The sequence below is a fragment of the Phenylobacterium koreense genome (genome assembly GCF_040545335.1).
In the GTDB taxonomy this organism is placed as follows: Bacteria; Pseudomonadota; Alphaproteobacteria; order Caulobacterales; family Caulobacteraceae; genus Phenylobacterium; species Phenylobacterium koreense.
In genome coordinates, this window is sequence record NZ_JBEPLU010000001.1 from 1 (window position 1) to 23201 (window position 23201).

General features: G+C 66.4%; 26 protein-coding genes. 11 read left to right on the top strand and 15 right to left on the bottom strand.

Annotation, left to right across the window (positions count from 1 at the left end):
* The 3 genes from ABID41_RS00005 to flbT all read right to left on the bottom strand — a co-directional run.
* A partial coding sequence (locus tag ABID41_RS00005) for a flagellin (protein WP_354296875.1) occupies positions 1-490 on the bottom strand: 490 nt, incomplete at its 3' end.
* A gap of 299 nt (positions 491-789) precedes the next feature.
* A complete protein-coding gene (gene flaF, locus ABID41_RS00010) occupies positions 790-1161 on the bottom strand; it encodes a flagellar biosynthesis regulator FlaF (RefSeq protein ID WP_331929799.1) in 372 nt (123 codons plus the stop codon).
* Positions 1121-1546 (bottom strand): flagellar biosynthesis repressor FlbT, encoded by a 426-nt coding sequence (gene flbT / locus ABID41_RS00015; RefSeq protein WP_331929798.1) that lies wholly within the window; start codon positions 1544-1546, stop codon positions 1121-1123. Before flbT ends, flaF begins: the two co-directional genes overlap by 41 nt.
* A 181-nt stretch (positions 1547-1727) precedes the next feature.
* Between flbT and ABID41_RS00020 the strand changes: the two genes are divergently transcribed.
* The 4 genes from ABID41_RS00020 to ABID41_RS00035 all read left to right on the top strand — a co-directional run bounded on the left by ABID41_RS00020 (position 1728) and on the right by ABID41_RS00035 (position 5945).
* Positions 1728-3482, top strand: coding sequence for a tetratricopeptide repeat protein (locus ABID41_RS00020; protein ID WP_331929796.1), 1755 nt, complete (start codon positions 1728-1730; stop codon positions 3480-3482).
* A 52-nt stretch (positions 3483-3534) separates the two neighbouring features.
* Positions 3535-4086, top strand: coding sequence for a hypothetical protein (locus tag ABID41_RS00025; protein WP_331929794.1), 552 nt, complete (start codon positions 3535-3537; stop codon positions 4084-4086).
* 141 nt (positions 4087-4227) lie between these two features.
* Positions 4228-5100 carry an AAA family ATPase gene (locus ABID41_RS00030; protein ID WP_331929792.1) on the top strand — a complete coding sequence of 291 codons (873 nt, stop codon included), beginning with the start codon at positions 4228-4230 and terminating at the stop codon, positions 5098-5100.
* A gap of 74 nt (positions 5101-5174) precedes the next feature.
* Positions 5175-5945 carry a hypothetical protein gene (locus tag ABID41_RS00035; protein ID WP_331929790.1) on the top strand — a complete coding sequence of 257 codons (771 nt, stop codon included), beginning with the start codon at positions 5175-5177 and terminating at the stop codon, positions 5943-5945.
* Here ABID41_RS00035 and ABID41_RS00040 read toward each other — a convergent pair.
* Positions 5942-6316 (bottom strand): hypothetical protein, encoded by a 375-nt coding sequence (locus ABID41_RS00040; protein ID WP_331929788.1) that lies wholly within the window; start codon positions 6314-6316, stop codon positions 5942-5944. The two genes, ABID41_RS00035 and ABID41_RS00040, sit on opposite strands and share 4 nt — an antisense overlap.
* Positions 6317-6334: 18 nt before the next feature.
* On the bottom strand, positions 6335-7147 hold the full coding sequence (locus tag ABID41_RS00045) for a universal stress protein (RefSeq protein WP_331929786.1): 813 nt from the start codon (positions 7145-7147) through the stop codon (positions 6335-6337).
* 113 nt (positions 7148-7260) lie between these two features.
* On the opposite strand from ABID41_RS00045, the gene ABID41_RS00050 reads away from it, so the two are divergent.
* From ABID41_RS00050 to ABID41_RS00065, 4 genes are all read left to right on the top strand, one after another.
* Complete coding sequence (locus ABID41_RS00050; protein WP_414695922.1) at positions 7261-7911, top strand: HD domain-containing protein; 651 nt, start codon at positions 7261-7263, stop codon at positions 7909-7911.
* Positions 7912-7915: 4 nt separating this feature from the next.
* Positions 7916-8428: a tyrosine phosphatase family protein gene (locus ABID41_RS00055; protein WP_331929784.1), complete on the top strand. Its 513-nt coding sequence runs from the start codon at positions 7916-7918 to the stop codon at positions 8426-8428.
* The gene (locus tag ABID41_RS00060; protein ID WP_331929782.1) at positions 8428-9384 is read left to right on the top strand and encodes an NUDIX hydrolase; all 957 of its coding nucleotides are present in this window, start codon (positions 8428-8430) and stop codon (positions 9382-9384) included. The genes ABID41_RS00055 and ABID41_RS00060 overlap by 1 nt, the downstream gene beginning before the upstream one ends.
* Positions 9385-9457: 73 nt before the next feature.
* Positions 9458-10666 (top strand): cytochrome P450, encoded by a 1209-nt coding sequence (locus tag ABID41_RS00065; RefSeq protein ID WP_331929780.1) that lies wholly within the window; start codon positions 9458-9460, stop codon positions 10664-10666.
* Positions 10667-10673: 7 nt separating this feature from the next.
* On the opposite strand, the gene ABID41_RS00070 is transcribed toward ABID41_RS00065, so the two are convergent.
* Complete coding sequence (locus ABID41_RS00070) at positions 10674-11066, bottom strand: hypothetical protein (RefSeq protein WP_354296882.1); 393 nt, start codon at positions 11064-11066, stop codon at positions 10674-10676.
* A 66-nt stretch (positions 11067-11132) separates the two neighbouring features.
* Positions 11133-11795, bottom strand: coding sequence for a DedA family protein (locus ABID41_RS00075; protein WP_331932666.1), 663 nt, complete (start codon positions 11793-11795; stop codon positions 11133-11135).
* 378 nt (positions 11796-12173) lie between these two features.
* Between ABID41_RS00075 and ABID41_RS00080 the strand changes: the two genes are divergently transcribed.
* Complete coding sequence (locus ABID41_RS00080) at positions 12174-12392, top strand: hypothetical protein (RefSeq protein WP_331932665.1); 219 nt, start codon at positions 12174-12176, stop codon at positions 12390-12392.
* Positions 12393-12471: 79 nt separating this feature from the next.
* On the opposite strand, the gene ABID41_RS00085 is transcribed toward ABID41_RS00080, so the two are convergent.
* Positions 12472-13014: a porin family protein gene (locus ABID41_RS00085; RefSeq protein ID WP_331932664.1), complete on the bottom strand. Its 543-nt coding sequence runs from the start codon at positions 13012-13014 to the stop codon at positions 12472-12474.
* Positions 13015-13204: 190 nt separating this feature from the next.
* Between ABID41_RS00085 and ABID41_RS00090 the strand changes: the two genes are divergently transcribed.
* Positions 13205-14320 carry a beta-ketoacyl-ACP synthase III gene (locus ABID41_RS00090; protein WP_331932663.1) on the top strand — a complete coding sequence of 372 codons (1116 nt, stop codon included), beginning with the start codon at positions 13205-13207 and terminating at the stop codon, positions 14318-14320.
* A 9-nt stretch (positions 14321-14329) separates the two neighbouring features.
* Here the strand turns inward: ABID41_RS00090 and ABID41_RS00095 are convergent, their stop codons facing one another.
* From ABID41_RS00095 to ABID41_RS00120, 6 genes are read right to left on the bottom strand one after another with little or no spacing between them, the layout of a single operon-like run.
* Entirely contained in the window at positions 14330-15328 is a 999-nt protein-coding gene (locus ABID41_RS00095; protein ID WP_331932662.1) for an alpha/beta fold hydrolase, read from the bottom strand.
* Positions 15329-15337: 9 nt separating this feature from the next.
* Positions 15338-15775 (bottom strand): DUF488 domain-containing protein, encoded by a 438-nt coding sequence (locus ABID41_RS00100; protein ID WP_331932661.1) that lies wholly within the window; start codon positions 15773-15775, stop codon positions 15338-15340.
* Positions 15776-15786: 11 nt separating this feature from the next.
* Positions 15787-16818 (bottom strand): mechanosensitive ion channel family protein, encoded by a 1032-nt coding sequence (locus ABID41_RS00105; protein WP_331932660.1) that lies wholly within the window; start codon positions 16816-16818, stop codon positions 15787-15789.
* A gap of 2 nt (positions 16819-16820) precedes the next feature.
* Positions 16821-18314, bottom strand: coding sequence for a dipeptidyl-peptidase 3 family protein (locus tag ABID41_RS00110; protein ID WP_331932659.1), 1494 nt, complete (start codon positions 18312-18314; stop codon positions 16821-16823).
* Between the two features lie 51 nt (positions 18315-18365).
* Positions 18366-18677 (bottom strand): hypothetical protein, encoded by a 312-nt coding sequence (locus ABID41_RS00115; protein ID WP_331932658.1) that lies wholly within the window; start codon positions 18675-18677, stop codon positions 18366-18368.
* Between the two features lie 53 nt (positions 18678-18730).
* Positions 18731-19411 carry a GNAT family N-acetyltransferase gene (locus ABID41_RS00120; protein ID WP_331932657.1) on the bottom strand — a complete coding sequence of 227 codons (681 nt, stop codon included), beginning with the start codon at positions 19409-19411 and terminating at the stop codon, positions 18731-18733.
* A 126-nt stretch (positions 19412-19537) separates the two neighbouring features.
* Here ABID41_RS00120 and ABID41_RS00125 point away from each other — a divergent pair, with 126 nt between their 5' ends.
* Positions 19538-20416 (top strand): EamA family transporter, encoded by an 879-nt coding sequence (locus ABID41_RS00125; RefSeq protein WP_331932656.1) that lies wholly within the window; start codon positions 19538-19540, stop codon positions 20414-20416.
* A 75-nt stretch (positions 20417-20491) separates the two neighbouring features.
* Here the strand turns inward: ABID41_RS00125 and ppdK are convergent, their stop codons facing one another.
* Positions 20492-23188 (bottom strand): pyruvate, phosphate dikinase, encoded by a 2697-nt coding sequence (ppdK, locus tag ABID41_RS00130; protein ID WP_331932655.1) that lies wholly within the window; start codon positions 23186-23188, stop codon positions 20492-20494.
* Positions 23189-23201: the final 13 nt, after the last annotated feature.

The following is a 23201-nucleotide window of genomic DNA, read 5'->3' on the forward strand; positions in this document are numbered from 1 at the left end:
CGATGTCGATGGTCTCGGTCGCGTCAGCATTGGCGATGGCCTTGATGCTGGCGGAATTGGTGGCCGAGGCCGAGATCAGGTTCACGCCGTCGAAGTTGGCGTTGTTGGCGATGGTGTCGATCTGGTCGCGCAGGGCGGTGTATTCGTCGCTGAGCGCCTGCTTCGAGGCGGTGCTGATGCCCGCTTCAGTGGCCGCCAGGACCTTTTCCTTCATCTGAACGAGGATGTCGGAGATGGCCGTGCCGGCCGACATCGCCACGTCGGCCACCGACTGGCCGCGTTGCAGCGACGAGACGACGGCGTTGAGCGAGGTCGATTCGGCGCGCTGGTTCTGGGCGATGGCCCAGATGGCGCCGTTGTCCTTGGCGGTAGCGATCTTCAGGCCGGTGTTGATCCGGCCTTGGACGACGCCAAGATCCTTGTTGGTCGCATTGAGGTTTTGCAGCGCGATCATCGCGCCTTGGTTCGTGTTGACGGAATTCAGCGCCATAGCACGTGGGTCCTTTTTCTAGGGACCGGCGTCATTTTGACAGCCGGAGGCGTTTTGCCCACACCGGGCGAAGCAAACCGCACGCCAGCGAAGCTCCCTCGCAACCCATTGTTTTTATGTGGGAATTTTTCTTTACCCGGCCGCAACCACGTTGAAACCCCGGATTCCCGGTTCGGCACGGCAAATTTTGCCGATCAAATCGGCAGATTTTGCCGCCCGGCACTTTTTACCCTTGGCCACAAGGCGAAAAAAAACGCCGGCTCAAGGCCGGCGCTCGATCGAACTGGATTTGGCGGGCGTCAGGCCGCGACGGGCGCTTCGGACTTCTGACCCAAGGCCTGCATCATGATCTTGTTGATCTCGATGAGGGTGTCGAAATTGTCCTCGCCGCGCATCACCTCACTGGAATGGCGGCCCACGAAGAGGCTGAGCGAAATGATGCTCGCGCGCACCTCGACGGGAAGCTGATTGCCCGGCTCGGAGCAGTCACGAGCCAGGGTCGACCAAAGCCGCCGATTCCAGTCGATCGCGTCGATCCGCGTCGCCAGGTCGCTGGCAGGCGCTTCCGAAGCGACGATCAGCGCCCGCGTCACCTGACCGAAGAGCCGGTACTCGGCGTCGCGAGGGGCCTCAGCCCGCGTGGCCGCTTGCTGGTAAGCTCGAAGCGACATTCCCCAACCTCTTGTCTTCGTATTCGATCAACTTCCGGCACAGCATGAGCGCCTTGTAGTATTCACGGGCCATGGCGTGCTTTGAAATGGCGACGCAGTCGGCAAGAACATCGGGATTGCCGATAGCGCTCATGAACTCGGTCAGGCGCTGAGCGAACTCGTCGTAATAGCGGTCCGGCGAGGCGTCATCGAGGTACATCATCATCATCGGGAAATAGATTCGACGCGCCGGCGAGTTCGCCTCCTCCGGCTGCATGATGTCCTTTTCGCGAAGCACCGAAGCCTTGTTCTGGAGCACCAGGGTCGTGCGACGATCACCGTTCTGCACCACAGCCCCGTTAAGAACGAACTTCTCTCCGGGTTTCAGCGACAGCTTCAGCGGCATTCCTCAGACTCCATTCGAGGCGCGTCGCCCAGGACCGGCACAGCTTCGCCGTACGGATGAGACCACGCTATTGCGGAGGGGTTAACCGCTCCTTGCTCGACGGCCCTCGCACCCCCATTAGCAGAGCCTTAAGCATGATTTCCCAAGGTCCGCCCCAGGCAGAGTGACGGCGGGGGCGCTGGTGCGCAAATCGATTTATGAAACCGGACCGGCGGGCGATGCCGCCTCGGCCGAGGGTCTCGCACGGTTCTCGGCCGAACTGACCAATATAAAGGCGACCAAGGCGGCCCTCCTGCATCTGCGGCGCGGCCTGAAATACGCTGGCGCCGACCAGTTCGACCGCGCCGAAAAGGCCGCCATGGAGGCGGCCGCCCTCGACCCCAAGCTGTTCTATGCCTGGCACCTGATGGGGATCGCCCGGGACAAGCTGAACAATCGCGCCGGGGCGCTGGAAGCCTATGAGAAGGCGCTGGCGCTTTCCCCGGAAAGCCCCGCCATCGCCAACGACCTTGGCCGCCTGGCCTACCGCATGGAGATGTGGCCCCAGGCCGAGGCGCTCTTCCGGCATTGCCTGGCGTTCAAGCCGGGCGCGCCGGAGGCCTCGAACAATCTCGGCGCCCTGCTCCGCACCCAGATGCGGTACGACGAGGCGATCGAGGTGCTCAAGACCTCGCTGCTGGCGCATCCGCGCGAGGGCATGGTCTGGATCACGCTGGGCACGGTGCTGAGCGACGCCGGCCGGTTCGACGAGGCCGTGACCTTCTATGAGGAAGCGCTGCGGCTGAACCCACGGGACCCGAAGGCCCACTACAACCTCTCCGGGGTGCAGTTCGCCATCGGTCAGGAAGAGGCGGCCATCACGCGGTGCCTGAACGCCTTTCCGCTGGCCAAGCAGCCGCTCGACGGCACCATGATGCGCTTCTCGGTCGGGGTGATGTCGCTCGGCAGCGGCGACCTGACCCAGGGCTGGAAGTACTATGGCGCCCGACTGGAGCCGAGCTTCAACGAGCCGATCCACTATTATGCGAAGAGCGAGCGCTGGACGCCGGAAACGGACATCCGCGGCCGCCACCTGATGCTCTTCGGCGAGCAGGGACTCGGCGATGAGATCCTGTTCGCCAACGTGCTGGACACGGTGCTCGAGGACCTGGGACCGGAAGGCAAGCTGACAATGGCCGTCACGGACCGCCTGGTGAGCTACTTCCAGCGCAGCTTCCCGGACGTGGAGTTCAGCGCGCATGTCACCATGTCCAAGGAGGGTTCGGCGCACCGCTTCGCGCCGGCGATCAAGGATTGGTCGGGGATCGACTACTGGGCCCCGATGGCCGACATGCTCAGCAAATACCGGCCCAGCGTGGACTCGTTCCCCAACCGGCCGCAGGGGTTCATGAAGCCTGACCCGGAGCGAGTCGAATACTGGCGCGGCGTACTGTCGGCCCTGCCCGGCGCAAAGATCGGCCTCCTGTGGACCAGCCTGATCATCAACTCGACCCGCCACCTCTACTTCTCGCCCTTCGAGGACTGGGCGCCGGTGCTGACCACGCCGGGCGTGACCTTCGTCAACCTGCAGTACGGCGACCGGAGCGCGGACCTGGAGTTCGTGCGCGAGCGGTTCGGGGTCGAGATCTACCAGCCCGAAGGCATCGACCTGAAGAACGACCTGGACGAAGTCGCCGCCCTGTCGGCCGCACTAGACCTGGTGGTCGGGGTCTCCAACGCCACCTTCAACATCGCCGCGGCGGCAGGGGCTCCGGCCTGGCTGATCTCCACGCCCCGGGTCTGGACCTGGCTCGGGACCGACCGCTACCCCTGGTACAGTCAGGTCAAGGCCTTCGCGCGTGGCAAGGAGCGGGACTGGACCGGGGTCATGGCCCAGGTCGCCCAGGCGCTCGGCGAACACCTCGGACACGGAACGCGATTGGCTGCGACGGGTTGATCCGGCGAAGGGGCCTCTCCCCTGCGGCCCCGCAAGCCAGGAGCGATTCCCCATGCCGGGCCCGAGAGAAGACGACGGCTACGACGAACAGGACGGCGCCGAGGCCTTTGACGAGGCCACGCTCGACGATCACGAAGAGATCAACGAGATGCGGACCTTCGAGGAGCTGCCCGAACTCTTCGACGCGACCAGGGCCGACGGCGACCGCGACGACGACGAAGCCCTGGCCCTGGACGCCGACGAATTCGACGAAGAAGCTTTCGACGACGCCCTCGAAGAAGACGACGAGCTTCACTATCGAGCCGCCGCCTCGGATGAAGACGATGAGGATCGCGACGAGTTCGACGACGATCTGGTCGAGCCGGACTCGATCGAGGGGCTGAACGAGGTAGCCGACGCGGACCTTGTGAGCGGCGGCGAGGACGATTTCACCAACTTCCAGGCCAAGGCCGTGAGCGACGAGGACTTGGAGCGCATGGGCTATGCCAGCGCGCCTTCGCAGCAAGAAAAGGACAAGAAGGCGGAGAAAGCCCTCGAAATCGGCCTGGAAGACACCTTTCCGGCGTCAGATCCCGTTTCGGCCACCCGTCCGGGCCGCCGCTGAAGACTGCCTCGAATTACGACAAAGACGGATGATTGGTGCGCAATCGGCTTGAATGTCCCGACTGGCGCTTTAGTTTGGCCCCAGGTTGAAACATTTGTTCGAAAGCGGGCGACATTTACAGGCCCGTCCCAGGGAGCACGAATGAGCCAGCGTTTTGAAGGCACCGACAATTACGTCGCCACAGAAGACCTGAAGGTCGCTGTCAACGCCGCGGTCGCGCTGGAACGGCCCCTGCTGATCAAGGGCGAGCCGGGCACCGGCAAGACGGTCCTGGCCTACGAGATCGCCAAGGCCCTCGACGCCGAACTGATCACCTGGCACATCAAGTCGACCACCAAGGCTCAGCAGGGTCTTTACGAGTACGACGCCGTCACCCGCCTGCGCGACAGCCAGCTCGGCGACGAGCGGGTCAAGGACGTCCGCAACTACATCAAGAAGGGCAAGCTGTGGGAGGCCTTCTCCTCCGACAAGCGCCCGATCCTGCTGATCGACGAAATCGACAAGGCGGACATCGAATTCCCGAACGATCTCCTGCAGGAGCTCGATCGGATGGAATTCTACGTCTATGAGACCAACGAGACGATCAAGGCGGCCGTCCGCCCGATCGTGATCATCACCTCGAACAACGAGAAGGAACTGCCGGACGCTTTCCTGCGTCGCTGCTTCTTCCACTACATCCGCTTCCCCGACGCCGACACGATGAACGAGATCGTCGAGGTTCACTATCCGGGCATCAAGCAGAAGCTGGTCGCCGAGGCGCTGCGCATCTTCTACGACATGCGCAAGGTGCCTGGCCTGAAGAAGAAGCCGTCGACCTCCGAACTGCTGGACTGGCTGAAGCTGCTGATGGTCGAGGACATCGACGCCGCGGCCCTGGCCGAGAAGGACCCGACCAAGCTGATCCCGCCGCTGCACGGCGCCCTGCTGAAGAACGAGCAGGACGTGCACCTGTTCGAGCGCCTCGCCTTCCTCGCCCGCCGCGAGGGCGCGGGTTCGCGGCCCGGCCAGCAATAGGCTTACGGCGAATTCACTCGACGTTCCGAAGCGCTCCGATCACGTTCCTCGTGAACAGATCGGAGCGTATTCGTATGAGAACGACCCTTGCGATTGCGGCGACCGGCTTGCTGCTGACGGGATGCACCCAGCCGTCCTACGCAACCACCAAGCTCGACTGCCCGTCCAAGCAGGGCGAACTCTCCCGCGTCAGCATCTCCGACGACGGCAAGACCTGCGCCTATCGCTCGTCGGACGGCGCCCAGGTGAACCTGGAGCTGATCCCGGTGGTCGGCGGTCCCGAGGCCACCCTCGCCAAGATCGAAACCGAACTGCGCGCCACGCCCGGCGACGGCGCGGCGAACGCCTCGGAAGTCAACGCCATGATCGCCGAAGCCGCCAGGGCGAAGGCCGACGTCGCCGCGATCTCGGCCGAAGCCGCGCGGATCCGCGACGAAGCCATCCGCGACGCCGGCGCCAAGGTCTCGATATCAGGTGGGGACAAGGATGGCGGCGGCCGCATCGACCTGCCCGGCGTGCATATCTCGGAATCCGGCGATGGCGGCCAGGTCCAGATCGGCCCGCTTAAGGTCGACTCCGACAGCGACGACACCACGGTCAACATTTACCGCAACGTCCGCATGCGCGGCGAAGCCCTGTCGCGCGAGAAACGCGGCCTGCGGGCGACCTTCATCTATACCGGCGACGACCTGCCGGCCGACTATCGCTATGTCGGCTACGAGGCCGGCGGTCCCCGGAGCGGCCCCCTGACCGTGGCCAAGGTCCGCTCCAAGGTCGATGCCGAGTCCGGCGACAAGATCTACCACGACGTTCAGGAGCTCGTGCGCCGCAACGGCGGCGTCTAATCCTGCGGCTGCACCTCGACGACCTTGTAGGTCAGGGGCCGGCCATCCTCGTCGGTCACGGTGACGTACTCGCCGACCGCGAAGCGATGCTCGCCCAGGCGGTGGACTGGTTCGTCGTCGGCAGTGTCCCCGTCGTCATAGTCGAAGAACCAGCGATTGCCCCGCCGGGCCAGGCGGCCATCGGCCGCGTCCTCGTCCGGCGCAAAACGACGGACAACGCACTCGCTCCGCGCCTTGGCGTAGGCTTCCGCGTCCAGCATCCCATCCGGAGTCAGAGGCGCGGTCAGAGCATAGCCCCGGCGATCATCACCGCCGGAAAACTCGGTTCCCGGATTGCGGGCAAGCCGCATGACGACGCGCGATAGGTTCATGACCTGCATCTCCAGAGCTCAGTGGGAAAGAAATAGTGAAGGCTGCTCGGCCGACAGGAATGTCCGCGTCGTGCCCCCAAAAATAAACTCCTGCAGCCGCGGGTGGCCGAAAGCGCCGGCGACGAGAATGCCCGCGCCGGCCTTGCTGGCCGCGTAGAGCAGAAGCGGCGCGGCGTCCCCGCTGTCGGGCAGAATGTCGACCTCCGCCCGCACGCCGCGAGCCGCGTAGTAGGCCTGCAACCGGTGCGGATCGAAGCTCCGGGACGTAGCCTTGGGGGCGGCCAGGATGACCACGCGCGACGCCTTTTCGAGCAGCGGCATGGCCAAGCGCGCAGCGCGCGAGGCCTCCTTGCCGCCGTCCCAGGCGACCGCGACGGGGCCGCCGACCACGAAGCCCTCGCGGACCACCACCACTGGCCGCTGCTCGTCGGCGACCATCTGCTGGAAGGCCTCGGCGAGGGGCCCGCGTCCACGCGCGGAATCGTGACCGAAGACGATCACGTCCGAGAGGCGGCTCTCCGCGGACAGACCGGCCCATACCGGACTCTGCAAGGAAATGAACTGCCCCTTGTGGTAGCGAACCGCCTGCATGGCGGCGCTGGCCTTGCGCTCACCGGCGGCGGCCGCTTCCTTCAGGGATTCCAGCGCCGTGGTCTGGACGCCGCCCAGGAAGCCTTCGCCCATCCATGGCATGACATCGGCGACGTCGGCCGGCGTGTAGACACCGGCCAGTTCGGCCCCGAACGGCTCGGCCAGCTTGGCCGCGGCGGCGAGCACCGTCGCATCGCTATCACTGCCGCTCAGAGGCGCCATGATCCTAGCCCAACTCATAGCCCGTCCTTTCTCAAGCCAAGCCAAACCTGGAGCCCGAGACGCATGCCGCGCATTGATCTTTGGCAAGTCCTGGTACAGTTCACGACCTTGGCTGTGAAGGGAACGCATCGGTGACAAAAGGGCTGCGTTCAGCGCGCAAGGAACCGCGAGCATGGCAGCGGATGCTGTCGGGCCGCAGGTTGGATCTGCTCGACCCCTCGCCGATGGATATCGAGATCGAGGACATCGCCCATGGCCTGGCGCGCGTGGCGCGCTGGAACGGCCAGACGGTCGGCGAGCACGCCTTCTCGGTGGCCCAGCACTCGATCGTGGTCGAGGAGATATGCGCCCACATCCGCCCCGACCTGGGACCGAAATGGCGGTTGGCCGCGCTGCTGCACGATGCGTCCGAATACGTGATCGGCGACATGATCAGCCCGTTCAAGACGGCGCTCGGCTTCGACTACAAGAAGTTCGAAGAGCGGCTGGAGACGGCCATCCACATCCGCTTCGGGATTCCCGCCAAGACGCCGGCCAACATCAAGAAGCTGATCAAGCAGGCCGACCGGGCCTGCGCCTTCTTCGAGGCCACCCAATTGGCCGGCTTCAACCACACCGAGGCGCTGGAGTTCTTCGGCCAGCCGCCGGCCGGCTATGCGCTGTCGATCGAGCCTCTTTCGCCGGCGCAGGCGCAATCTCGTTACATTCAGCGGTACAATGTTCTCTCGGAGGCTGCGGGATTCGCCGCGACGTCGTCCGACGCGGCTTTCGACACTGAGTAGCACCATGACCCTTATCGTCTGCGGCTTGGCCGAGGTACCTGCGCTGATCGCCTCGCGTGCGCCATCGCACATGATCACCCTGCTGGACGCCGCCAGCATGATCGAAACGCCCAGGAACTTCGCCGCCGACCGCCACCTGCGCATATCGGTGAACGACATCGCCGAGCCGACCGACGGCCTAGTCCTGCCCAGCGAGGCGATGGTCGAGCGCCTCATCGCCTTCGGCCGCGGCTGGGACGCCAGCGCCCCGATGATCGTCCATTGCTGGGCGGGCATCAGCCGATCGAGCGCCAGCGCCTTCGTCCTGGCCTGCGACCGCAATCCGCACGCCGACGAGATGACCATCGCCATGGGCATGCGCCGGGCCGCCAAGCACGCCTATCCGAACCGCCGCATCGTCGCGATCGCCGACGACGTGCTCGGCCGCCGCGGCAGGATGGTCGACGCCGTCGAGGCCATGGGCGACTACGAGTATTCCGGGGTCGGCGCTCCGTTCGACCTGGCGGCCAGCTACTGATGGCCGCGACGACCGTCGTCATCGGGCTGTCGGCGGTGGTGGTCGCGGTTCGCGACGGCGATGCGGTGGTCCTGACCGTCCGCCCCGCCGGCCAGTTGGCGAGCCTGCCGTTCGGGCCGTTCGACCCGGATGGAGACCGCACCTTCGAGCTCGCCCTTCGCGCCTTCGTGACAGCCCAGACGCGGTTCGACCTTGGTTATGTCGAGCAGCTCTACACCTTCGGCGACAAGGGGCGCGACGCGCCGCTTGCGGCCATGGGCGATGGGTCTGGCGGCGAGCGGGTGATCTCGGTCGGCTATCTCGCCCTCACTCCTTCGCCGGTCGACACGACCGCGCCGGACACCGGATGGGGCGCCTGGTCGCGTTTCTTCCCCTACGAGGACTGGCGGCAGGGCCGGCCGGCCGCCCTCGACGAAATCGAGCCAGCGCTGCGCCGCTGGGCGTCCAGCCATCCCGAGCGGCTCAGTCGCGCCCGCCTGCTCTTCGCCCTGGACGATACGACCTGGAACGAGGAGCGGGTGCTGGAACGCTACGAGCTGCTCTATGAGGCCGGCCTTGCGCCAGAGGCCGCCCGCGACCGTGGCGAGGGCTATTGCGCGCCTGCAGGAGCGCTGGCTGCGGCGCTCGGGGAGCCGATGATCTCGGATCACCGCCGCATTCTGGCGACCGCGCTTTCGCGCCTGCGGGGCAAGCTGAAGTACCGGCCGGTGGTGTTCGAGCTGATGCCGGACGCCTTCACCCTTTCGGCGCTCCAGCGGACGGTGGAAGCCATCGCCGGGGTGGCGCTGCACAAGCAGAACTTCCGGCGCGCACTCGAGCGCGCCGACCTCGTCGAGGGCCTGGGACGTCTGGATTCCGAAACAGGGGGTCGCCCCGCCGAGCTTTTCCGGTTCCGGCGCGAGGCGCTGAGCGCCCGACCTGCCCTGGGCCTGGCCCTGCCCTTGCTGCGGGAATAGCGCTTCCACCCTTTGAACTGGCGGGAAAAGGGGCCACATTTCTCCCAAAGATAGAAAATGGGGAGGAATGCTCATGGCTGGACCGTGGAGCATCGTGGAAACCTCGGCGTTCGATCCGGTCGCCAGGGTCGATCCGCACGCACGCCTCAAGGAGCTTCGCGAACAATGCCCGGTGATGCGGGACGAGCCGGCCAAGACCTGGCTCCTGACCCGCTATGGCGACGTGCGCGAGACGGTCAACGACCGCAGCCTCTGGCGCTACTGGGGCCTCTCGGAAAAGGGCGCCCTCCTCCGCCGAATGGACGGCGACGAAACCCCGCCGCGGGTCAACAGCATCCTGTCGATGGACGAGCCTGACCATTCGAGGGTGCGCACGCCCCTGGCCAAGACCTTCTACGCGCGCATCAACGCCATGAAACCGCAGATCGCCGCGATCATCGACGAAGTGATCGACTCGCCGCCGGACGATCGCCCCTTCGATCTGATCGCCGACGTCGCCATTCCGATTCCGATTCTGGTCATTGCGAGCATACTCGGCGTCGAACGCGACCGGTTTCGGGAGTTCCGCGCCTGGTCGGAAGCCTCGATCCTGGGCCTGAACCCGCTCCGCACGCCGGAGGAGACCGAGCGCATGACCTGGGGCTCGGAGAAGCTGACCGAGTACTTCACCCAGCTCATGGCCCGCCGTAGGGCCGAGCCCGCCGACGACCTGATCTCCGACATGGTGAAGCTGCAGGCCGACGGCGCGCCGCTGGACGACGAGGAACTGCGGGTCAATCTTTCGGCCTTGCTCATCGGCGGCAACCTCACCACCACCGACCTCATCGGCAATGGGGTCTGGCTGCTCCTGAACCATCCGGAACAACTGGCCGCGCTCGAAGCCGATCCGGCGCTCGCCAGCGCCGCCGTGGAGGAGATCCTCCGCTACGAGTCGCCGGTGGCCATCACCAGCCGGATCATGTCCGAACCGCGCGAAGTGGGCGGATGTCCGATACAGCCACACCAGTCGATCATCACGTCGCTGCACGCCGCCAATCGGGACCCCGACGTCTTCGAGGACCCCGACCGCTTCGACATCACCCGCAAGCACGCCCCGCATGTCGCCTTCGGCGGGGGTTCGCACATCTGCATCGGCGCGCCGCTGGCGCGGATCGAGGCAAAGCAAGCCCTGGTGCGGCTGTTCGAGCGGTTTCCGGCGTTGAAGCTGGCCAAGGAAGAGCCGCCGACCTGGCGCGCCCTTCCCTTCTTCCGCGGCATGGAGGCGCTGTGGGTTCAGGTCTGACCAGGCGTCAGGCCGCCTCTTTCCGGGTTGGCGGCCAGCCCTGCAAGGCCAGGCGCACTTCGGGAATGGAGACGTCGGAGAGGTCAAGGCGGACTACGCCATCGCGGAAGCCGGAGGCCACGGCCTGGGCCCAGGGGATGTGGCGGGTCACATAGCCGCCGCCCGCCTCGCAGAGCACCAGCGCGGCCGCGCCCGACTTGGCCAGGGCGCCGCGCCCGTCGACCGCCACCCAGATATCTTCCAGCGAGCGGTCGGGGAACGCCGACTGCAGCAGATCACGCGCCCGGTCGTCGGAGAGCGGCGGCAGCGGCTTGGCCAGCTTGGCCCAAAAGGCCGCGCCCAGCAGCGCGGACAGAGCCGCCGCCGAGGCCGCCAACTGGATGACGATAGATTGTGACACTCGCAGTCCTCCCGGGCCGATCAGCCTCCGCCGCCGGGAGCGGCGCGTCAAGCGTCCGCCGGTGCGTCAGGATCGCCGTTCGGCGAGGGAGATCGCCTCGGCCATGGCCCGGGCCCGACGGCGCAGGATCTCCCGGCAGACCAAACCCACCACAATCAGGCCGGCGATGGTGATAGCGGCGATCGTGGTCCAGTGGGCCTCGCCCAGCGCCTCCAGCTCGGCCAGGCCGCGGGCGGCGAAATAGCCCGGGGCAAGGATCGCCAGCACCCAGATCAGCGCCGAAAGGGCATTGGCGAGCTGGAACGTCCGCCGCCGCATCTGCAGCAGGCCGGCGACCAGCGGAACGAAGGCGCGCAATGGGCCGAAGAACCGTCCGATGAAGATAGAGGCCGCCCCATAGCGACGATTGAACAGCCGGGTGCGGGCCACCTTCCGGCGGTGGCCCGCGAAGATTGGATGACGCAGGGCCCGCGGCCCAAGCCGGCGGCCAAGCTCGAACGAGATGGCGTCCCCGACGACCGCGCCCATGACGCACCAGAAGATCACCTGGAAGGGATCGAGCAGGCCCGCAGCGATCAGGCCGCCGGCCATCACCAGCAGCGCCGTGGCCGGGATGAAGGCGCCGATGAGCACCAGGGATTCCAGCAGGGTGATGACGCCCAGCACCAGACCCGCCCATCCGGCATGGCGGGCGATGAACTCGGCTAGGCTTTGAAGAACTGCGTCCATGGAGAGAGGACGCATATGGGCGCAAGCGGCTCCTTGCGCGAGGGGATGCAACGTCGCGCACCGACGAGATTCTGCGGTTGTGGCCGGGACGCATCACCGCGGGAGACGGCCCCACCGTCGTCGCAAAAGTTTCTTCCCATTTTCCGCCTCCCGCGGTGGCGAAAACGCGATGAGCCACTATCTCAGCAAGCATCAAAGGTAGAGCCAAGCGGGCGACGCATATGTGTCGATATCACCTTAAACGGGGCCGAATGTAGGCCTGACCTCGCCCAGCGGGCGCCATGGGATGGCCCCGCGCGCACGCCATGGTGTCGCCCTTAGTAAGCGGGGTGGCGCTGACCTTCCCCAGAGTACCCAAGAGTAAGAAGGAGCTGTCGTATGGCTCTAAAGATTCATGTCGCGCCTGCCGGAGACGGCTGGATCGTGCGTTCCGAAGCCTTTGATAACGAACTCGTTTTCGAAGCCGGTGGCCGAGCCGAAGCGGCCGCGCGCGCCCTTGCCGATCGCTACGCCAGCGCCGGCGCCCTGGCCGAGGTCAGCATCTATCTCCGCAACGGGGATCTCGCCGGCCGATTCCTTCACGCGCCCGCCGCCTGAGACAGGCGGCGTCGAAAGCGCACAGAAAAAGGGCCGCCTCGATGAGGCGGCCCTTCGCTTTTGTGCTCGACGCTAAGCCTTAGAACTTGCGCACATAGCCGATGGACCAGACATCCGCGTTGCCGGCGTCGTCCTTGTAGTCGTAGCGGGTGTAGTCGGCGCGGACGCCGTTGGCGCCGTCGAAGAAGTACTGGCCGCCGACGCCGTAGTTCCAGCTATCGCCGTCAACCTTGGCCACGACGCCCGGGACGGAGACCTTGGCGTTGGTGTTGCCGTAGCCGACGCGGGCGTAGAGGTCGGCGTTCGGCATCACAGGCAGGAAGCCCACGCCATAGATGGCCATGGTGTTCTTCAGCTTCGCCTTGCCTTCCACGCCACCGATGTTGATGTCGTCCTTCTTCACGCCAAAGCCCAGTTCGCCTTCGACGCCGATATACGGGTTGAAGCGGGCGCCGAGGCGGCCCTGGATCGCGCCCAGGTCGACGTCGTCCATGTCGTGATGGCTGTAGCCGAGCGAGCCATAGCCGGTGATGGGCGTCGATTGGGCGCTGGCGACGGCGGGGACCAGGGCCGCGGCGATGACAGCCGCCCCCGCGGCGATGAGAGACTTGTTCTTATTCATCTTGTCGTACTCCGTACTCAAGCGTGGCCACCCCTAGCCGTATGGGTTGGTCGCTCCCAAACGCGGCGGCAAAAGGTCGGTTCGCGGACGATCCCGAGGCCCTTCCCGCCTGTGGCGCCTGGGCCACATCCCCGCTGACGCCGGCGAACGCCATGCTATCAATGTCCGCAAAATCGTCGGAGACAGCGTCTTGCATCACGCCGTGATCGCGGCCACCGGGCTATTCACCCCGCCGCACAGCCTCTCGAACGCCGAGTTGGTCGAGACTTTCAACACCTATGTCGAACGCTTCAACGCCGCCAACGCCCAGGCCATCGAGGCGGGCGAAATCGCGGCCCTGACGCCCTCCTCCGTTGAGTTCATCGAGAAGGCGTCGGGCATCAAGTCGCGTTTCGTGATGAATAAGACCGGCCTGATCGACCCGGAGGTCATGCGGCCAGTCCTGCCTGAGCGCCCCAACGAGGAGATCTCGATCCTCGCCGAGATCGCGGTGGCCGCCGCGCGCCAGGCGATCGAAACCTGGGGCAAGGATCCGAGCCGGATCGACGCAGTCATCTGCGCCGCCTCCAACATGCAGCGCGCCTATCCGGCCATGGCCATCGAAGTGCAGCAGGCGCTGGGGATCGGCGGTTTCGCCTTCGACATGAACGTCGCCTGTTCTTCGGCGACCTTCGGCATCAAGACGGCGGCGGACTACATCGCCTCTGGCTCGGCCAGGGCGGTGCTGATGGTCAACCCGGAGATCACCTCAGGCCACCTCAACTTCCGCGACCGCGACAGCCATTTCATCTTCGGCGACGTGGCGACCGCGGTGATCGTCGAGCGCGAAGAAGACGCCACCGACGGCTGGGACATCCTCGGCACGCGGTTGAAGACGGTCTTCTCCAACAATATCCGCAACAACTTCGGCTTCCTGAACCGCGCGGCGCCGGAGGGTGCAGGCAAGCCCGACAAGCTGTTCGTACAGGAAGGCCGGAAGGTCTTCCGCGAGGTCGTGCCCATGGTCTCGGAGATGATCCTCGAACACGCCACCGACCTCGGGATCGACCCGACCGGCCTGAAGCGCCTGTGGCTGCACCAGGCCAACATCAACATGAACGAACTCATCGGCCGGCGCGTGCTGGGCCGCGAGCCCTCTTCCGAAGAGAATGTGATTATCCTCGACACCTACGCCAACACCTCGTCGGCAGGCTCGATCATCGCCTTCCACAAGGCTAGCGGGGACTTACAGGCTGGCGAAACGGGCCTGATCTGCTCGTTCGGTGCGGGTTATTCGGCCGGCACGGTGTTCGTCCGCAAGCGCTGACGCGCCGCCTCACCGCGCCTTCGCGCCGAGGCCCGCCAGCAGCGCTGCGTGGAAGCGGCGGGGCGCTTCCACCTGTGGTGAATGGCCAAGATCGGGGAGCTCCACGAGATCGGCTTGCGGTATCGCGCGGGCGGCCCGGCGCCCCAACTCCGGATAGTCGCCCAGCCGGTCGGCCACCGCCTTGGGTGCGCGATTGGCGCCCGGCGCGGTCCGGTCCTTGCCTCCGATCAGCAACAGCGTCGGCGAGGCGATCTTCCCGAACTCGTGGAGCACCGGCTGGGTGAAGACCATGTCCGAGGTCTGGGCCTGGTTCCAGGCCACCGCCTTGCCGCCCGGCCCAGCGTACATTCCGGCCAGCATGGAGGCCCAGCGGTCGTATTCCGGCTTCCAGGCGCCGTTGTAGTAGAAGCGCTGCTGATAGGCCTTGATGCTGTCGAACGATGTCTTCTGCTCGGCCGCGAAGAGTTGGTCGATCGTCGCGTAGGGCACGCCCTCGGCCCGCCAATCCTCCAGTCCGATGGGGTTCACCAGCACCAGTTTCTCGACCGTGGCGGGATAGGCAAGAGCGTAGCGGGCGGCGAGCATTCCGCCCATGGAATGCCCGATCACCACAGCGCGCTCGACGCCCCTGGCCTGCAGCAGCTCATGGGTGTTGGCCGCCAACTGGTCGAAGCTGAACTGGTAGCCCTGAGGCTTGGATGACGCGCAGAAGCCGATCTGGTCGGGCGCGATCACCCGAAAGCCGGCGTCGGTCAGGGCCGCGATCGTCGCTTCCCAGGTCGCCGCGCAGAAGTTCTTGCCATGCAGCAGGACGGCGGTGCGTCCATTGGGCCTGGCGGGCGCGACGTCCAGATAGCCCATCGACAGCGCCTGCCCCTGCGACGTGAAGGCAAACCGCTGGATGGGATACGGATAGGCGAAACCTTCGAGCTGCGGCCCGTAGGACGGCTGCGCCGCGGCGGCGCTGGAAAGCATCAGAGCCAGCGCCATCCCCATGAAAAGCTTCATGACGCCTCCTCAGAGATGCTCGATCGAACAGCCCAGATGCTGGCAGATCTGCTCGGCGAGGATCTTGCGGTGGCAGCCGTTGTGGTCCGCCTCGAAACACAGCAGGGCGATCTTGCGTGAGCCGGCCAGTTCCTCGGCGGCCTTCAGTTCGAGTTGAGCCCCGGGCTCGGTCATGTGCGCCTCGAAGATCGTGCGCATCTCCTCGACCCTGCCCTTTCGAGCCGCGTCCCGGCCGGCCTTCGGGGTGCCGAGCTGGCGCAGGTGGACGTAGCCGATCCCCGCCTCGGCGAGGCTAGCCGCCAGGACGGTCTTGGAAAATCCCGCCCGACGGGAGGACGACACGGCGCGGACGTCGACGACAGTCTCGACCCGGGCCGCCTTCAGCCGCCCGATCACCTCGTCCTGGGTGCTGGCCTCATATCCGATCGTGGCGAGGGGCGTCGTCATGGCGCTGCTTCCTATCTTGGACGTGGCGGCGAGGCGGCGGCCTCGGCGGCGTCCTGCTCGGCCCCGCGGACCAAGTCTTCGGCTGCATCGTTGGTGCTGGTCCCGAGCACAGGCTCGCGCGCCGCGCGATGTCCCGTGAGGCCGAATGTTTCGCGGGCCTCGTCCTCCTCCTCGCCGAAGACCGACCTGACGCGCATTTCGCGCTGGGGCAGCGGAATCTCGAAGCCGCCAGTGCGCAGAGCGTCCTCAATCGCCCAAGTGTAGGCCGCATGGGTGGCGTTCGGCCGCTTCACGGCCTCCAACGCCGGCCACACCACCAGCTCGAAGGAAAGGCCGCTGTCGCCGAACCCGACCAGCCAGACCTGGGTCTTGCGGGTCGAACTGTCCTTCATGGTGAACGGCACCGCATGGGCCGCCCGCAGCACCGCTTCGCGCACCTTTTCCTTGTCGGCGCCGTAGGCCACGCGGAAGGGGACGTGCATCCGCCGCGCGCCGTTCTGGTGGGTCCAGTTGGTGATCGGCGCCTCGATCAGGCGGGAGTTCGGGATCAGGACGTCCAGGTCGTCATTGTTGCGGATGCGGGTGGCGCGCGGGCCGATCTCGGCCACCACCCCCCGCTCCCCGGTCTGCAGCTCGATGTAGTCGCCGATGCGGATCAGCTTGTCGAACAGCAGGACGAGGCCGGAGATGAACTCCTTGACGATCCCCTGCATCCCAAAGCCCAGGCCGACGCCCAGCGCGCCGGCGAAGAGGGTCAGGGAGGAAAGGTCGAGACCGAGGGTCGAGAAGGCCGCGATGACTCCGAAGATGATCAGGCCATAGGTGCTCAGCTTCTCGAAGATGTAGATCGACGGAGCCGCGTCGGCGGCGGCGCGACCGCGGATCCGGCGGATGGCGGAGGACGCGATCCGCGCGGTCAGCAGCGCCGCCGCCACGATGAAGATCGCCGCCGCCAGGCCGCCGACCGTGATGGCCGTCCTGCCCAGGCGGACAAGCTCGAACCCGGTCAGGTCCCGGAGGTCGGCGACGATCTGGCTCTCCATCCTCAGATCTTGTCCGGATAGACCGGCGCGATGTCGACGGGGATGTCCTTCAGGGTGGCGATCACGCTCTCGGCCTCCGGATCCAGCTTGGCGTACCGATCGAAGAACGCATTCATCCCCGCATAGTCGCCATCGCCTTGCAGCTTGACGAGATCGGCGACCAGGGCGGTGAGGCCGGCCTGCATGGCGTCGTCGTTGACGCGATAGCGCTTGGCCGCCGCGTCCCAGGTGAGAGCGCCCTTGGACTTCAGATAGCCGTACTGCAGCGCCGCGCCGCGGCCGTGAGCCTCGCCCGCGCCCCAGCGGACGGCGCGGAAGATCCCCGCGGCATAGGTCGCAAGCAACTGAGAACGCTCGGCTTTCGGGAGCTCGCCCTTCTCCATCATGAAGACGATATTATAGACCCCCATCACGTCGGCCTTGGCTTCCTCAGCCGTGCCGCCGATGTCCTTGAGCTCGGCCGAGACCGTGGTCGGGCGACCGTTCACGGTGATCGAGCCCGGGCCGAGGCTGTGCGACAGCTCATGGAACAGGGTTTCGAGGGTCATGTACTTCTTGCTGACCAGGGCGGCCTGGTCGGCGACGAGCACACGATCGCCCATAGGCTTCAGAATTTCCTCGTATTTTGCGCCAAGCACATTGGAGAGGATGACCTTCTTGGCGCCCTTGGCCTCGCGCACCCGCTCGTCGTTGGGGAGATTGAACGCGATGGTCTGGGGACCGACGGTGTTGTCGCCGCCGCCGCGGACCTGTTCGGCGACCGCGATGGGGGATGCGCCGCCGCGTTGGAAGTTCTTGTAACGGGCATCTACCGGCAGGTTTTCCTCCATTGCCCGCAGATACCCTTTATACTTATCGAGGGCCGCGCTCTCCTGAGGATCCTTAAGAGTTACAAAGGCTTCGAAGGCAGTCTTCTGGCCATAGAGCTCGTCGGTGTAGGTCTCATAGGGCCCGATGGCGACCTCGATCGGGGCGCCCTCGAGGTCCATCCAGGCCATCTCGGATTCGAAATAGTCGTTGTTGCGGAAGGCCTTAGCCCTGAGCGTCAGGAATTTCTTCAGGCTGGCGTTGGAGGTGACGATAGCCGCCTGGTCGAGCAAGGCGGCGGCGCGGTCCAACTCGGCCTTGTACTCGACGTTGTAGGGCACGGTGACCAGGCGGTCGCCCTGGCGCTTGACCACGGTATAGCCGTCCATGAGGGCGGCCTTCTGATCGGGATGGGCGGCGATATAGGCGTCGAGCTCGGCCCTGGTCAGGCCAGCGGGATAGAAACCGTGGCCCGGCCCCTCCCCGGCCGACTGCCGGCGATAGATGGCCGTCATCTCGTCGGCGGCCTTGATCAGCAGATTGACGACCTGACGCTCCTCGGGGCTCAGGAAGTCCGTCTCGACCTGCATCTGGATGCGGGCCAGGCCCTCGTCGGGCATGGGCGTGGCCGCCATGACGGCGGTGGGCAGGCAAAGAGCCGCGACCAGCGGCGCGATGATCCTACGCATGTGTGTGATGGAACTCCGGAATTGCCGCCCACGGCGGCGTTTGCGCGGAGCCTATCGACGAGGCTCTCCCTCGTCGAGGACGGTGAGACGACGCACGGTCAGCTCGTCGATCTCCAGGCGCTTGATCCTGGCCTTGCCCACGGCCACACGGCCGATGGCGAGCTTGCCGATGGCCAACACCCCGACCGCGAACGCCCCGAAGGCGATGGCCCCCAGCGCGACGCTGCCCATGGCCCCCAGGCCGACGGCTCCGGCCGGCGTCGCGCGCGGGGCGACGAACACGGTCTGATGGGCCCGCGGCCGGCGCGAAGGGGCTTCCACGAGGGTCACCGGCTCCCGACGAGTCCGCATCTGCAACGCCATGTCTCTGTCTCCGTGAATATCGCCCCGAGCCTAGCCCGGCCGCGTTCGCGCCGCTAGCTGCGCGTCAGGATGGTCAGCACCACTTCGCGGCGGCAATCGAAACCCAGCGCCTGATAGAGCGCATTGGCGCCGGTGTTGTGGGCGTAGGAGTGCAGGAACGGAATCTCGCCCCGCTCCCGGATCCGGGCGGCGACATGCAGCATCAGGCCGGCGGCGTAGCCCCGTCCACGATAGTCGGGATGGGTGCAGACCCCGCTGACCTCGGTATGCCCCGGCAAACGCATCCGCTCGCCGGCCATGGCGATGAGCTGGCCGTCCTGCTTCACGCCCACGAACCGACCGAGCTTGTGGGTGTGCGAAAAGAACGGACCCGGGGCGGTCAAGGTCGCCAGGGCGAGCATCTGCGGCGCGTCGGCGTCGGTCAGTTCCTCAAAGGCGAAGGCCGGCTCGCCGACCGCGTTCGGTTCGGGCGCCACCATCTGCCAGCAGAGGGCGGTGCTGCGGACCGCCAGGCCGGGAATGGGCGGCGGAGGTTCGACCTCGACCAGGCCGACATCGCCATGAGCGGCCACCAGCGCGGCCAGGTCGGCCAGGCTCTCGGCCTCATCGTCCGGAGCCGCGGCGAACAGCCCGTATTCAGGCGAGAACCGCCTTGCAGCCCCCTGCGCGACGGCGAAAACCGACTGCCGGCCAGTGAGAGCGGACCAGGCGGGGCGATCAAGGGGATGGGACATGGCACTCAAACGCTGCTTGCCCGGCCCACTTAATCGGCGGCTCCGGCCAACTCAATGGGCGGCGCGCAAGCACCTGGGATTGGCCGCGCGATTGTGCCGACAAGGAAAGTCCGGCATCTCACGGCCATGCTCAACCGAACCGCCGCGACGGCCAGCCTCGCCATCCTGGCGGCGCAGATCTCGATCAACATCGGCGCAGCGCTCGGCAAGGGCCTGTTTGCGCGCATAGGGCCGGAAGGCGTGGCCGCGCTTCGGACCAGCATCGCCGCCCTGCTGCTGCTCAGCTTCGCCAAGCCCTGGACCTTCAGGGTCACGCGTGTCCAGGCGCCGTGGCTGCTCGCCTACGGACTGACCCTGGGCAGCATGAACCTCCTGATCTACTGGGCGTTCGAGCGCATCCCGATCGGCATTGCGGTGGCGATCGAGATCTGCGGCCCGCTGGCCGTCGTCCTGGCCACCTCCCGCTCGGCCAGGGATTTCCTGTGGCTGGCGCTGGCCGTCGCAGGCCTGGCCCTGCTCGTTCCCTGGCCCGGCGCCGGCGCGGCGCTCGATCCTATCGGCATCTGCTTCGCCGTCGCCGCGGCGGCTTGCTGGGCGCTCTACATCCTGTTCGGCAAGCGCGCCTCGCAGGTCGAGAGCAGGACGGCGGTCGCCCTGGGCATGACCGCGGCCTGCCTGATCACCCTGCCCTTCGGCGTGACGGCCGCGGGCCGGGAGCTGCTGACCGGGCATGTCCTGATGCTGGGCGCCGTGGTCGCGGTGCTGTCGAGCGCCCTGCCCTACCTCATGGAGATGAAGGCCCTCGAGCGATTGAGCAGCCGGGTGTTCGGCGTCGTCACCAGCAGCGCGCCGGCGATCGCGGCGGTGGTCGGCTTCCTGATCCTCGGCGAGCGGCTGACCGCCGCCCAATGGCTGGCTGTCGTGCTGATGGTGACGGCCAGCGCCGGATGCTCGCTCACCTCGAAGCCGGCGGTCGAGCGAGCGCGGGAGGACGTGGTCACGTGAATTTTCCTTCTCTCACGAGGGAGAAGGAAAAAGAAAAAGGCCCCGCCTGAGCGGGGCCTGATCTTCGTGAAGAACCTAGCGGTCCTTTTCCATCCCGCCGACGGCCGCCTGGGCGGCGGCGAGGCGGGCGATCGGGACGCGGAAGGGCGAGCAGCTCACATAGTCGAGGCCGACGCGTTCGCAGAACTCGATCGAGGCCGGGTCACCGCCGTGCTCGCCGCAGATGCCGAGCTTGACGTTCGGACGCACCGCACGGCCGCGCTCGGCGGCGATGCGGATCAGGTCGCCCACGCCGTCCTGGTCGAGGCTGACGAAGGGGTCCTTTTCGAAGATGCCCTTTTCCAGATAGGCGCCCAGGAACCGGCCAGAGTCGTCACGGCTGATGCCGAAGGTCGTCTGCGTCAGGTCGTTGGTGCCGAAGGAGAAGAACTCGGCGTTCTCGGCCAGGTCACCTGCCCGGATGGCGGCGCGCGGCAGCTCGACCATGGTGCCGACCTGGTAGTCGATGGTGCGGCCGCGTTCCTTCAGGACCGCCTGGGCGGTCTTGTCGGTGAGCTGGCGCAGGAACCGCATCTCTTCGCCCTTGGCGACGAGCGGGTGCATGATCTCCGGGATCGGCGCGGTCTTGCCGCTTTCGGCGATCTCGCAGGCCGCCTCGAAGATGGCCCGGACCTGCATCTCGTAGATTTCGGGGTAGGAGACGCCCAGGCGGCAGCCGCGATGGCCGAGCATGGGGTTGGTCTCGTGCAGTTCCTTGGCCCGGCGCATCAGCTTGGCGGCGTCGAGGCCGGTGGCCTCGGCCACGGCCTGGAGGTCCGCCTCGGTATGGGGCAGGAACTCGTGCAGCGGCGGGTCGAGCAGGCGGATGGTGACCGGCAGGCCTTCCATGATCGTGAACAGCTCGACGAAGTCGTTGCGCTGCATCGGAAGGATCTTGGCCAGAGCCGCGCGGCGGCCCGCCTCGTCGTCGGCGAGGATCATCTCGCGCACGGCGGCGATGCGGTCCTCGTCGAAGAACATGTGCTCGGTACGGCAAAGGCCGATGCCTTCGGCGCCGAACTGACGGGCGGTGCGCGCGTCGAGCGGGGTTTCGGCGTTGGCGCGGACCTTCAGGCGACGGGTTTTGTCGGCCCATTCCATCAGGGTCGCGAAGTCGCCGGTCAGCTCCGGCTCGATCATCTTGACCGTGCCGGCGAGGATTTCGCCCTTGGAACCGTCGATGGTGATGATCTCGCCGGCCTTGAAGGTGCGGCCGCGGACGCGGAGTTCGCCGGCCTTGCCGTCGATCTGCAGCTCGCCGGCGCCGGAGACGCAGGGACGGCCCATGCCGCGGGCGACCACGGCGGCGTGGCTGGTCATGCCGCCGCGGGCGGTGACGATGCCGCGAGCCGCGTGCATGCCGTGGATGTCCTCAGGGCTGGTTTCGTCGCGCACCAGGATCACGGCCTCGCCCGACGAACCGAGGCGCTCGGCCTCGTCGGAGGAGAAGACGATCTTGCCGGTGGCCGCGCCGGGAGAAGCCGGGAGGCCAGTGGTGATGACATCGCGGGGGCTGGCCGGGTCGATGGTCGGGTGCAGGAGCTGGTCGAGGCTGGCCGGTTCGACCCGCATCACCGCTTCTTCCTTGGTGATCAGGCCTTCGCTGGCGAGATCCACCGCAACCTTCAGCGCGGCCTTGGCGGTGCGCTTCCCGTTGCGGGTCTGGAGCATGTAGAGCCGGCCCTGCTCGACCGTGAACTCGATGTCCTGCATGTCGCGATAGTGCTTCTCGAGCTTATCGACGACGGCCTTGAACTGGGTGAAGACCTCCGGCAGCGCCTCTTCCATGGAAGGGGCCTTCTCGCCCATTTCCTCACGAGCGATCTTGGTCAGGGCCTGCGGGGTGCGGATGCCGGCGACGACGTCCTCGCCCTGGGCGTTGATCAGGAACTCGCCATAGAGGCGGGCTTCGCCGGTGGACGGGTTGCGGGTGAAGGCCACGCCGGTGGCCGACGAGTCACCCATGTTGCCGAACACCATGGACTGGACGTTCACCGCAGTGCCCCAGCTTTCCGGGATGTCGTGCATGCGGCGGTAGAACTTGGCCCTGTCGTTCATCCAGCTCGCGAACACGGCGCCGACGGCGCCCCAGAGCTGGGCGTGCGGGTCCTGCGGGAAGGCCTGGCCCAGCTCCTGCTGGACGGCGGCCTTGTAGTCGGCGACGACCTTTTCCCAGTCCTCGGCGGTGAGCGCGGTGTCAACCGTGACGTCCAGGCGCTCCTTATGCTCGTCGAGGATTTCCTCGAACATGTGATGGTCGAGGTCGAGCACCACATTCGAGTACATCTGGATGAAGCGACGGTAGCTGTCGAAGGCGAAGCGACGGTCGCCGGAGAGCTTGGCGAGGCCTTCGACCGTGGCGTCGTTGAGGCCGAGGTTGAGGACGGTATCCATCATTCCCGGCATCGAGGCGCGGGCGCCCGAGCGCACCGAGACCAGCAGCGGGTTGGCGGTGTCGCCGAAGGTCTTGCCGGTGAGCTTCTCGACCGTGGCGAGCCCGACGGCGACCTGTTCCTTCAGCTCGGCCGGGTACTGCTTGTCGTTGGAATAGTAATGGGTGCAGGCCTCGGTCGTGATGGTGAAGCCCGGCGGGACCGGCAGGCCCAGGGACGACATCTCGGCCAGGTTGGCGCCCTTGCCACCCAGCAGGTTCTTCATCGATGCGTCGCCATCAGCTCCGCCACCGCCGAAGGAATAGACCCAGCGCGACTTGGTCAGCGTATCGGTCGACATTCCTTAAGTCTCC